The sequence below is a fragment of the Kiloniella litopenaei genome (assembly GCF_000982415.1).
Taxonomy (GTDB): domain Bacteria; phylum Pseudomonadota; class Alphaproteobacteria; order Kiloniellales; family Kiloniellaceae; genus Kiloniella; species Kiloniella litopenaei.
Genome location: NZ_LANI01000019.1, coordinates 45761 through 58286 on the forward strand (window position 1 = coordinate 45761; position 12526 = coordinate 58286).

Sequence of the window (12526 nt, forward strand, 5' to 3'; positions counted from 1 at the left end):
ACTCAGCCTTTTTCTTCGCTATACGAGGGGCTGAGCGGTGGGCACTCAGCCTTTTTCTTCGCTATACGAGGGGCTGAGCGGTGAGCACTCAGCCTTTTCTTTCTCTAATGACACTGAAATCACTTTAAGCCGTTAGCTTTCTTACGGAGGTCTTAGACTCTAATCCGTCAAGAGCCGTTTCTTTTGTGACCACACGATCAACCGGGAAGGTCAAGACAACGGAAGTCCCATGCCCGAGTTCACTTTCAATTGAGAGCTCACCGCCGTGCAGATGCATAAGCGACCTGGCAAGAGACAATCCCAATCCTGTGCCCTCAATGGTTTTTGTATAGCTGGATTCACACTGTTCAAAAGGTTTGATAACCCGCGCGATATCATCTTTTGGTATCCCGATCCCCGTATCAGAAATAACAATAGCGATACCGCTATCCCCATCAACACGGCGCACTTCAGCTTTAATAGCCCCACCATCTGGTGTGAATTTTACAGCATTTGTCGCCAGGTTGATAATAATCTGTTTCACCAGACGTTCGTCAGCAAAAAGATAGGGCAAATCATCGCTTAAATTTGCATCCAGCGTAATGTTTTTTACCTTTGCCTGACGCTTGACAAAACGATAGGCGGATAAAATAGATTGGCGGACACACACGACACTCTCGTTAAGCTGAATCTCACCCGCTTCTATACGCGATAGATCCAGGATATCGTTCACAATAGTTAGAAGATGTTTACCACTATCCAGTATATCACCAATATACTCCCGATATTTTGGATGGGCGATTGGCCCCAGATGCTCTTCGGTAATGAATTCAGAAAACCCGATAATTGCGTTTAATGGCGTTCGAAGCTCATGGCTCATATTGGCAAGAAACGATGACTTCATCTGACTGGCAATTTCTGCCATGTCTTTCGCTTCTCGCAGCTGATTTTGAACTTTAATACGCTCAGACACATCCCTGACCACAGCCGCAAAGGTTTGTTGTTCCCCTTCACCGATCTTTATAATCGTTGCTTCAGCGGGGAATACCTCGCCATTTTGACGTAAACCGGAAATAGCGCCGCGTGTTCCCATACCCCGGGTATCAATGGCCCCCGCATCAAAATCGGCCATATAGGTACTATGATCGCCGCGGTGTTCTTCGGGTATTAAAATATCAAGGTGTTCGCCCAGAATATCGTCAGCACGGTAGCCAAAAGTATCTTCGGCCCCTCGATTAAAAAGTGTCAGATACCCCTTTTGATCCGTTGCAATAATTGCATCCCCAACGCCAGCGACAATACTTCCCATTAACTGCTGCGAAGATGCCAGCTCGCGGCTGATTGAAACACGGGTACTGATATCCCGGACAAGAAAAGTAAACTGACGCTCAGCTGTCGTTTCTGTTACAAAAGATCTTAGCTGAACATCAATTTCATCTCCGGATCTTGACTTGATAACACCGGGAAGAACAATCTCAGCATCAGGTAAGCTTTCTTTACCGCAAGTTTTCAAAAGCTTATTCTGATCATCGTCGCTGACGGTAAAGACATCAAAAATAGATTGTGAATAAAGATCGTCTAGCCCATAGCCAAAGTTACTACTGACGGCAGGGTTCGTGTATAGGATCGTCCCCTTAATATCAGTGACAAGAACAGCCTCGAAGCTATTTTCGAGTAATATATTGCTCACATTACTTCGTGCTTCCGAAGTAAGAGCATGCTCGTTACGATAATGCTCGCTGGTCATACACACAGCCCATTTCAACTTGAATTACCGGGCTTCCGTGTTCTCAAAACCATACCTAAAGCGCCGTCTCAGACATGAGAAAGCAAATAGAACATAAAAGATCAATTTAAATTTGATCGTTAACCATAATAATTTTGTAATATTCTAAAAAAAAGAATATTTCCCTAAACATCAGCATCAATAAGGTGCATTTAATTACCGACTGTACACGCCAGAGTTATTTTGTTTTTTATCTTAAAACCCCCAAATTACTCTGGGAAAGCTTTAGCTCAGTTTCCTATCATTCCAAATACAAAAAAGGGAAGGCCCGGCGCGACCTTCCCTTTCGTACTGCCTTTGAATAAATTTTTATTCTGCGGCAGCTATCTCTTCAACGTTTAGTCCCAATGCCTTGGCAACACCTGCGCCATAGGCCGGATCAGCTTTATAACAGTTCCGGATGTGACGATGTTGAATATCCAGTCTTGCGCCACCTACGGCCCGTGCTGTGTTTTCAAACAACACTTGCTGTTGTTCAGCCGTCATAAGCTGGAATAGAGCACGTGGTTGAGAGTAATAATCGTCATCCTCTCTGTGGTTCCAGTGATCTGCGGCCCCTTCGATTGACAAAGGTGGTTCAGCAAAATCGGGCTGCTCGTTCCACTCGTCCTTTGTATTAGGTTCATAACCAATACGACTGCCACCGTTACCATCAACACGCATTGCACCGTCACGATGGTAAGAATGAAACGGACAACGCGGCGCATTAACAGGGATCTGGCTATGATTGACACCTAGACGATAACGCTGGGTATCACCGTAGGAGAACAAACGTCCCTGAAGCATCTTATCCGGTGAGAAGCTGATACCTGGAACAACGTTCCCAGGGTTAAAGGCAGACTGCTCAACTTCGGCAAAATAGTTTTCAGGGTTGCGGTTCAATTCAAATTCACCAACTTCAATCAGCGGGTAATCTGCCTTTGGCCAAACCTTAGTCAAATCAAATGGATTGACATGATAAGATCCCGCTTCTTTTTCAGGCATCACCTGAACAAAAAGTGTCCATTTCGGGAAATCACCATTTTCAATTGAATCAAACAGATCTTTCTGATGACTTTCACGATCCTGACCAACCAGCTCAGCGGCTTCCTGATCTGTAAGGTTCTTAATCCCTTGTTGAGTTTTAAAGTGGAATTTCACCCAATAACGCTCGTTATCCGCACTGATAAAGCTAAAAGTATGACTGCCAAAGCCATCCATGTGGCGATAGGTCGCCGGAATACCACGGTCACTCATAACAATGGTTACCTGATGCAGAGCTTCCGGTAGGCTCGTCCAGAAATCCCAGTTATTATCAGCACTGCGCATGTTTGTTTTTGGATCGCGTTTTACCGCATGATTAAGATCCGGGAACTTCATAGGGTCCCGAAGAAAAAATACAGGAGTGTTATTTCCGACAAGATCCCAATTCCCTTCTTCTGTATAAAACTTCATCGCAAAACCACGAATATCCCGTTCGGCATCCGCGGCGCCACGCTCACCTGCTACTGTCGAGAATCGCAGGAACATTTCTGTCTTTTTGCCGATTTCGGAAAAAATCTTGGCCTTGGTATATTTTGTAATATCATGCGTAACTGTGAATGTACCGTAAGCAGCAGACCCCTTGGCATGCATACGTCTTTCAGGAATGACCTCTCTGTCGAAGTGGGCCATTTTTTCCAGGAACCAAACATCCTGTAATAGTGCCGGACCGCGCGGACCTGCGGTCTGAATGTTCTGGTTATCTACAACGGGGGCACCGAATGCGGTTGTTAGTTTGTTTTTCATTCTGCTTACCTTCTCTCCTTATCCAGCCTTGGAAATGAAAGCTGGGAGTTATTCAAAATTGCTTCATCCGGCCTGTTGTGAAGTTTGAAGTTGTTTTTACTTATCGTTTGAATTGCGCCGGCCGATGAATAAACAATACGCGCTTGATTAAAATCGATCCAACAAGTTATTATGATCACAATAATTGGAAAAATCGATTAATATGCATATACCCACGCTCAAACAGCTAAAATATCTTGTCGAACTTGAACGCCACGGCCATTTTGGACGGGCAGCCGAAGCCTGTTTTGTAACCCAATCAACCCTGAGTGCTGGTATTCAAGAGCTTGAGAATTTACTGGGCTGTAAACTGGTTGAACGAACCAAACGCCGAGTTCTCTTTACCGAACTAGGAAATGATATTGTTGAACGATCCCTTGAACTGTTGCGGGGGGCAGAAGACATTGCGACAATGGCGCGACACAGTACAGAGACACTTAGCGGCGATCTAAAACTGGGGGCGATCCCCACAATTGCACCCTACCTGTTGCCGCAAACCCTGCCCCGATTAAGAAAAGAGTATCGCGATCTGAAACTCTATCTCGTTGAAGACGAGACATCCCGTCTTATTGATCGCTTACAGGCGGGAACAATTGATGCCGCCCTGATGGCTTTTCCTTATAACGATACAAGCCTTGAGTGGATTGAACTCGCCGAAGACCCTTTTCTGCTTGCCCACCCCGTTGATCATCCGATTGCCACAATGGATGCCGCTCAACGGAACCACTTACTACAAAGCCAGGCCTTGCAAAGTCAGTTGATCTTGCTCGAAGAAGGACATTGTTTACGAGACCATGCCTTGGCTGTTTGCCATATGACAACCTTAAAACCTGGACAGACATTGCAAGCATCCAGCCTTCTCACACTCGTCCATATGGTCGCAAATGGTCTGGGCGTTACGCTTTTACCTGCGCTTTCCTGCCAGTCATCGCTCCTCTCGGGCACAAATGTCGCCCTGACCCCTCTGGAAGGAAACACTGGCCATAGAAAACTCGGTTTGGCATGGCGGAAAAGTTCCGTGAGAAAAAAGGATCTCAAACTACTTGCCGATCAACTTGCCCAAACTGCACAAAAGCAAATCAGCTCATTTCTATCCAAAATGCTATCGACCAAATAAGCCTGATAGGTTTAAGCTAACATCGTCTTTGTCTGTCCCTCTCCTATCATTTCTGTCCGGGTTTAAAATGCCAGTTAACATTGCAAACGAACTAATCAATGCCACAGCCTGCGAAATAAAAGATCGTCTTGTTCGCAAGGACATCAAACCAACAGACCTGCTGGATGCACTTGAAGACCGAATTCAAGCTGTGGATGGCCCCGTTAATGCCTTGCCAACACTATGTTTTGAGCGTGCTCGTGAGTTTGCAAGAAAGCTTGAAAATAAACCAATAGAAGAACGTGGATTGTTGGCTGGCATTCCCGTTCCAGTAAAAGATTTAACCGCCGTAAAAGGCGTAAGGACAACATCGGGCAGCCCTATTTTTGCAGAACGGATACCCGAGTGGTCCGATGCTTTGGTTGAGACGATGGAAACAAATGGTGCCATTGTCTATGCCAAATCAAATACGCCGGAATTTGGCGCCGGGGCACATACCTTCAACCCCGTTCTGGGAACAACAAGAAATCCGTGGGATCTGTCTAAATCAGCCGCGGGATCTTCGGGTGGTGCCGCAGCAGCACTCGCCACTGGCTGCGCATGGCTAGCCCATGGATCTGATATGGGCGGATCGCTTCGTAACCCGGCAAGTTTTTGCGGAGTGGTAGGATTACGCCCATCTATGCACCGACTTTCTGATGGGCCAGGAACATCACCATTCCAAACCCTATCCATGCAAGGTCCAATGGCCCGAAATGTTGCAGACACAGCCTTATTACTGGATGCGATGGTTGGCTTTAAAAACATGAACCCATTGGCCCAACCAAGTCCGGAAGACAGCTTCCTGTCAGCAGCCAACAAAAAAATAAAGCCGCTCAAGGTCGCTTACAGCCCGGATCTGGGAGTAAGTCCGGTTGATCCAGAGGTTGCAGAAATATGTAGAAAGGCAGCACTACAATTTGAAAATGCAGATGTTATTGTCCAGGAAAAGACACCAAATCTATGCGATGCCCCCGAAGTCTTTAAACGCTTGCGTGGTTTAGACTTTGTTGTCGGCCTGGGGCCATTGTTAGATCAGCATCATGACAAGTTGAAAGAAGACATTATCTGGAACATTGAATACGGGCGCTCTTTGAGTGCCGAAGACATTGCATGGGCAGAGAGAAAAAGAGGCGAAATCTATTACACCATGCAAGAATTTTTCACTGAATATGATTTACTGATTTGTCCGACAACCATTGTACCGCCGTTCCCTGTCGAGCAAAGATACGTGGATGAATGTGCGGGCACAAAGCTGGAAACATATATCGACTGGTTGGCGATCGTATCAACGATAACGCTCACCGCATCACCAGCCATTTCAATTCCCTGTGGCTTGACAAAACCCGGGTTACCCGTAGGGCTGCAACTTGTTGGTAAACCACAGGGTGAAGGGCCTTTACTATCTGCAGCAAATCTATTGGAAGAAATACTGCCTAAGATACAAACGCCTATAGATCCTAAATCCTAAGTTAATTATACATCCCAATTACAAAAAAGGTCCCGCCTTCACGGGACCTTTTCATAGGTATTAAGTACCTATTCTTCGATAAAGTGACATGCGGCTTCCCTGCCTCCTGCAAAGGATTTTAAGGCGGGAACTTCCGCGGCACATATATCCTTGGCAAAAGGACAACGCGTTCTGAAAACACAGCCAGATGGCGGGTTTAAAGGGCTAGGCAAGTCACCTTTCAGGGCCACATGCTCTTTATTGCGCTCAATCTCCGGGTCCGGGATTGGCACGGCAGAAATCAAAGCTTTGGTATAGGGATGCAAAGGCTTCGCATAGATAGCATCCCTGTCCGCAACCTCCATCATCCGGCCAAGATACAAGACCATGATGCGATGACTGATATGACGGACAATACTCAGGTTGTGCGAAATAAAGATCAGACTAAGCCCGAACTCTTTTTGCAACCCCATCAGCAGATTAACAATCTGGGCCTGAATAGAAACATCCAACGCACTGACAGCTTCGTCACAGACAATAAGTTTCGGTTCAAGAATCATCGCCCGTGCAATACCAATACGCTGGCACTGACCACCGGAAAACTCGTGCGGATAGCGATTAACCTGTTCAGGCAGAAGGCCAACTTTGGCCATCATTGCCTTAACCTTCTCTTTTACCTCGGCCTTTGACAGCTTGGGATAATGGGTAATCAAAGGTTCCCCGATAATCTGGCCAATCGTCATACGCGGATCAAGAGAGGCCAAAGGATCTTGAAAAATAACCTGAAGATCAGAACGCACGTTCCGTAGTTCTTCGGGTTTCATGCCACCCATTTCCTGCCCGAACCAGGCAACCTGCCCGTCCGTTGGCTTTAAAAGGCGTAAAACAGCGCGCCCAAGTGTGGACTTACCACAACCGGACTCACCAACGACCCCCAGTGTTTCACCTGCTTTTACCTGGAATGAAACACCATCAACGGCTTTCAGTAATCCCGGCTTTTTGAAAAGCTTGCCACTCGGGATGGAAAAATGAACTTTAAGGTCCTTTACATCAAGAAGGACTTCCTGTGACATACTCATGCGACCTCCTCCTCTCTATAACAGGCACTATGACTTCCGCTCGGCGTTTCAAACAAAGGCGGACGCTCACAAAGGCACCGATCCTTCACATGGGCACACCGCGGCGCAAAGGCACAACCTTGCGGCAAACGCTGTAGGTTTGGTGGCTGCCCGGGAATAGTGACCAGTTCATTGTCATGCGTTTTTTCATCCAGCCTTGGTGTTGAAGCCAAAAGCCCCTGACTATAGGGATGACGCGGGGCAGAGAAGACTTCATCAACGGAAGATCGTTCAACGATGCGCCCGGCATACATAACGTTTAACGTGTCACACAATCCGGCAACAACACCCAAGTCATGGGTGATCATGACAATCGCCGTGTTAAACTCACTCTTCAGCTTTCGCATCAAATCAAGAATCTGTGCCTGAATAGTCACATCCAATGCGGTCGTAGGTTCATCCGCGATCAGCAAGGCTGGTTCACACAAAAGTGCCATGGCGATCATGACGCGCTGCCGCATGCCACCAGAAAATTCATGTGGATACATATCAAAGCGTTTTTTCGCTTCGGGAATCCCCACCTTTTCCAACATGCTAAGCGCCTCTGCCCTCGCAGCCTGTTCGCCCATGCCTTTGTGTAGAACCAACACCTCTGTCAGCTGTTTTGACACCTTCAGATAAGGGTTCAGCGATGTCATGGGATCCTGAAAGATCATCGACATTGACTGCCCACGGATCTTGTTCAGTTCATCAGCACTGAGGCCAATCAGCTCACGACCCAAAAGTTTGGCACTCCCGGTTGTTTTCCCGTTCGAGGCCAACAATCCCATTATGGCGAGAAAAGTCTGACTTTTCCCGGATCCGGATTCACCAACAACACCCAAAGCTTCGCCCGCTTTAATCGTGAAATTCATGTTGTTCACAGCATTAACGGGACCTTCCGGTGTCGAGAAGGTTACAGAAAGGTCTTTCACCTCGAGAATAATATCACTCATTTTTCAGACCTCCCTAGCGATCACGCGGATCAAGCGCATCGCGCAGACCATCGCCAATAAAGTTAAAGCAGAACAAGATGATTGCCAGCGCACTCGCCGGGAACAAAAGTGTCCAGGGTGCAGATTCCATCTGCTGGGCACCTTCTGAAATAAGCACACCCAGACTAGTCATGGGTTCCTGTACACCAAGCCCCAGGAAAGACAGGAAGCTTTCGATCAAAATCACCTGTGGGATTGTCAGTGTTACATAAACAATCACAGGCCCCAGTGCGTTGGGTATAATGTGTCGACGGATAATGTTGAAGTTGCTGACACCCGAGGCACGCGCAGCTTCGACAAACTCTCTGTTTTTGATTGAAAGCGCCTGACCGCGAACAATACGTGCCATGGTCAACCACTCAACGGCGCCCAAAGCCGCAAAAATCAGGAAGATATTTCGGCCAAAGATTACCATCAACAAAATCACGAAGAACATGAAGGGCATGGAATACATAATATCCACAAAGCGCATCATGATGTGATCGGTACGCCCCCCGATGTATCCGGAAATCGCCCCGTAGGTAACACCGATAATCAGCGATACCCCGGTTGCAACCAAGCCAACAAGCATGGAGACACGAATGCCATACAACGTCCGGACAAAAAGATCGCGACCATTGGTATCGGTACCAAAGTAGAAACCGGCCTCCATATCCGGCGCGGCCTGAATGTAATCCCAGTAAACTTCATCAAAGGGATGCGGATGCACCCAAGGTCCGGCCACAGCAATAACAACAATGCTCAACAGAATAATACAACTAACAACGGAAGCTTTGTTTGTCAGCAAACGTCTGAAAGCATCCTGCCAAAGACTGCGGCCCTGGATTTCTTTTTCAGCAGAACCCGCGCTATTCATTTCCATATCAACAGCCATTATCCCATCCTCACTTTTGGATCGAGGAAACCATAGATAATATCAACGATCAGATTGAACGAAATAATCAACGTCCCGTAAAAAATCACGACGCCCATCACAAGGGTGTAATCCCGGTTTAGGGCCCCTTGTACAAAGTAGCGCCCAATACCCGGAATACCGAAGATCTGCTCAATAACAACAGACCCGGTAATCACCGCAGCAGACGCAGGCCCCAAATAGGAAACAACTGGCAACATCGCAGCCTTTAAAGCATGACGACTGAGCATCAAACGCTCTGGCAGACCTTTGGCCCGTGCAGTTCGCACAAAGTTTGATCGAAGCACCTCAATCATGGATCCACGAGTCAAACGTGCGATATAGGCAATTTGCGGCAACGCCAAAGCGATAATAGGAAGGATGGCCTGAGACATGCCATCCCCCCAGCCTCCAACAGGAAGCATGTGCAAATAAACTCCGAACACCAGGGTCAAGAGTGGCGCCATAACAAAGTTTGGAATGGTAATTCCCGTCATTGCCGTCGCCATTACAGCGTAATCAATCGCAGAATTTTGTTTCAATGCCGCAAGTGCGCCCATTGTCATACCAATTGTTATAGCAAGAAAAATCGCGGACAAACCAATAGTTAAAGATACTGGAAAGCCAGCACCTATCAGTTCGGTAACAGAGAAATCACGGTACTGGAAAGAAGGCCCAAAATCCCCCTGAAGAATGTTACCAAGATAATAAAGGTATTGTTGCCACATAGGCTCATCTAAGTGATAAACAGCATTTAAATTTGCTTCGACTTCTGCTGGCACAGAACGCTCTTTATCAAACGGACCACCGGGAGCAGCACGAATTAAAAAAAACGCAAGGGTAATGATAATGAGTAGCGTCGGAATCGCCCCGGCCAGACGCTTTAAGATAAACGACCACATTTTATTATGTCCTGACATAAAAGTTCGGCGCACCACCGATACGACAGCGCGCCGAAACATTATTGGGAAACCGGGAGTTTCCTATTGCTCAATGGTAATGTACTGAGAACGGATGTGATCCATCACGTTATTTTCCCAGCCTTTAACATAAGGCTTCACCATACGCTTTGTAACGTAGTGATAGATCGGAGCAACTGCATTAGCCTCAAGGAATATTGTCTCAGCTTGCATTAGCAGCTTTTTGCGTTTGTCAGCATCTTGCTCAAGTTTGGCCTGATTCATAAGGCTATCAAATTCTGGACTATCAAAACCAGTATCATTAAGACCGGAATCTGACAACCAAAGCTCGAGGAAAGTATTTGGATCATTATAATCGCCAATCCATCCAGCTCTGAAAGCTTGCGTTGCTTCTTTAAGTTTACGAGTTTCCAAGTAAACTTTCCACTCTTCGTTAACTAGATTAACTTTTGCCCCCAAAGTTTTCTTCCACATGTTTTGGACAGCAATAGCAATCTTCTTGTGGTTATCACTAGTGTTATAACGAAGCTCGATTTCAATCGGGTTATCTTTGGAATAACCAGCTTCTTCATACAACTTTAAAGCTTCAGCATTACGCGCAGCCTGATCTTTTGCTTTAAAGTCTGCATATACCGGATCATAAGCAGTCACACCAGGAACAACAAAAGCGTATGCAGGAACTTCACCAGCACCAACAATTTTCGACGTTAAGATCTCGCGATCAATAGCCAACGAGAAAGCTTTACGAAGCTTAGGATCGTTGAACGGAGGCTTCGTCATGTTAAAGCCATAATAATAAGTACCAAGATAGTTAGATACATGAAACTCATCAGGTAAGTTTTCTTTGATCCACTTTATCTGGTCATTTGGAACTTCATAAGTCCAGTCCAACTCGCCAGCACGATAACGCTTCAGTGCAGTAGTTTGACTTTCAGTAGGATAGTAAACAACCTTATCTAATTTAACCGTATCTTTATTCCAGTAAGTGTCTGATTTAACAGCAACAATACGAGACTGCGGTGTCCATTCTTGAAGTTTAAAGGCGCCGTTAGAAACCATGTTATCAGGACGAGTCCAGTTTGCACCATGAGCTTCAACAGTAGCTTTATGAACCGGATAGGCTACTGAGTGCGTGATCATGCCCAAGAAATAAGGGGCAGGGCCCGAAAGCTTCACTTCCAAGGTTCTATCATCAGTAGCTTTTACCCCCAATTTAGAGAGGTCTTTTTCTTCACCGCTAGAAATAGCTTGTGCATTTTCAAGAGGGTATAGCAAGAAAGAGTATGCAGTACCTGTTGCCGGAGCGACAGCGCGCTGCCACGCATAAACAAAATCATGCGCAGTTACAGGATCGCCATTGCTCCATTTAGCATTTTCGCGGATTTTGAAAACGAAGGTTTTTCCATCCTCACTGATAGTCCAGCTCTCAGCTTGCCCTGGGATAATAGAACCATCGGTATGTTCAGCCGTAAGCCCCTCAAATAGATCACGAAGAATATGTGCCGATGGCACGCCTTCAGAAATCTGCGGATCCAATGTTCCCGGTTCCGAACCATTACCACGGTTAAAGACCATTTCGGCAGATGCCACTGAAGGTGCAACCAATGCAGTTGTGCCAGCTAAAAGAGAAACGCCAAGTGCCACAGCACGTGTTGTTTTTACAAATGTTCCGTCAGTTAGGAACCGTTTGATGCCTGATTTGAACTCCATAACTCTTTCCCTGTTGTTATCGTTCGTTGTGCGCGCCAGATAAACTTATATCCCTGCGTGCAATTCACACAGGGTGACCTTCTTTTCGCTCAATGACAAGAGGAGGTCCTTGTTTTAAGTCAACTCGGCAAGAAACGTAGCAAAACAGCTATTTTTCTTTATTAATTGATCAAAACTGGCGAGCATTTAGGCATTATACTTTATACAAAGATGAGAATCCAGCCTAAGTCGCTTAGGTCATAAAAAAAGCTGCCCGATCCAGTCAATCGAGCAGCTCAAAAGCGACTATATAACTTGAATATACGACTATTTTGCAGCCGTAATAATAATTTCAACACTGAGTTCTGCACGTGCAAGTTTAGCTTCCCCACAAGCACGCGCCGGCGCATGCCCTTCCGGAACCCAGGCATTCCAAACTTCGTTTAATTCTGCGAAGTATTTCATATCACTTAACCAAATCACGGCCTGAAGAATCTTGCTTTTGTCACTCCCAACAGACTCAAGGCATGTGTCAATTTTGTTTAAAATTTCTTTTGTCTGTTCGGTGACGGATTCTCCCGCCGTTCCCACTTGACCTGACAGATAAACTGTATTGCCGTGCTCAACAATTTTACTAGACCGTGCCGTCGTATCGTGACGGATAATTTCACTCATTTATATCACTCCCTTTTAAAGAAACACACCCCTGCCAGATTTCTCTGTGGGTTGAGAAAGCCTATATGCCTGTAAAGCACCCCATAGGTCCAGATCTGACGA

Annotated in this window: 10 protein-coding genes; 2 read left to right on the plus strand and 8 right to left on the minus strand. The window is 46.3% G+C overall.

The window, feature by feature from the left end; all coding sequences use genetic code 11:
* Window positions 1–124: 124 nt before the first annotated feature.
* Window positions 125–1726, minus strand: a complete 1602-nt coding sequence (locus WH95_RS12955) for a PAS domain-containing sensor histidine kinase (RefSeq protein WP_046507946.1) — start codon at window positions 1724–1726, stop codon at window positions 125–127.
* A 348-nt stretch (window positions 1727–2074) separates the two neighbouring features.
* Window positions 2075–3532, minus strand: coding sequence for a catalase (locus WH95_RS12960; RefSeq protein ID WP_046507948.1), 1458 nt, complete (start codon window positions 3530–3532; stop codon window positions 2075–2077).
* Window positions 3533–3734: 202 nt separating this feature from the next.
* Between WH95_RS12960 and WH95_RS12965 the strand changes: the two genes are divergently transcribed.
* Both WH95_RS12965 and WH95_RS12970 read left to right on the plus strand, forming a co-directional pair.
* On the plus strand, window positions 3735–4688 hold the full coding sequence (locus WH95_RS12965; protein ID WP_052742009.1) for a hydrogen peroxide-inducible genes activator: 954 nt from the start codon (window positions 3735–3737) through the stop codon (window positions 4686–4688).
* A 67-nt stretch (window positions 4689–4755) separates the two neighbouring features.
* Complete coding sequence (locus tag WH95_RS12970) at window positions 4756–6177, plus strand: amidase (RefSeq protein ID WP_046507949.1); 1422 nt, start codon at window positions 4756–4758, stop codon at window positions 6175–6177.
* A 68-nt stretch (window positions 6178–6245) separates the two neighbouring features.
* Here WH95_RS12970 and WH95_RS12975 read toward each other — a convergent pair whose 3' ends face one another.
* The 6 genes from WH95_RS12975 to WH95_RS13000 all read right to left on the minus strand — a co-directional run bounded on the left by WH95_RS12975 (window position 6246) and on the right by WH95_RS13000 (window position 12424).
* Entirely contained in the window at window positions 6246–7235 is a 990-nt protein-coding gene (locus tag WH95_RS12975; RefSeq protein ID WP_046507951.1) for an ABC transporter ATP-binding protein, read from the minus strand.
* Window positions 7232–8209 (minus strand): ABC transporter ATP-binding protein, encoded by a 978-nt coding sequence (locus tag WH95_RS12980; protein WP_046507953.1) that lies wholly within the window; start codon window positions 8207–8209, stop codon window positions 7232–7234. The genes WH95_RS12975 and WH95_RS12980 overlap by 4 nt, the downstream gene beginning before the upstream one ends.
* 13 nt (window positions 8210–8222) lie before the next feature.
* Window positions 8223–9122: an ABC transporter permease subunit gene (locus WH95_RS12985; RefSeq protein ID WP_046507955.1), complete on the minus strand. Its 900-nt coding sequence runs from the start codon at window positions 9120–9122 to the stop codon at window positions 8223–8225.
* Window positions 9122–10042, minus strand: coding sequence for an oligopeptide ABC transporter permease OppB (oppB, locus tag WH95_RS12990; RefSeq protein WP_046507956.1), 921 nt, complete (start codon window positions 10040–10042; stop codon window positions 9122–9124). Before oppB ends, WH95_RS12985 begins: the two co-directional genes overlap by 1 nt.
* An 81-nt stretch (window positions 10043–10123) precedes the next feature.
* Entirely contained in the window at window positions 10124–11770 is a 1647-nt protein-coding gene (locus WH95_RS12995) for a peptide ABC transporter substrate-binding protein (RefSeq protein ID WP_082114143.1), read from the minus strand.
* Between the two features lie 306 nt (window positions 11771–12076).
* The gene (locus tag WH95_RS13000) at window positions 12077–12424 is read right to left on the minus strand and encodes a RidA family protein (protein WP_046507958.1); all 348 of its coding nucleotides are present in this window, start codon (window positions 12422–12424) and stop codon (window positions 12077–12079) included.
* Window positions 12425–12526: the final 102 nt, after the last annotated feature.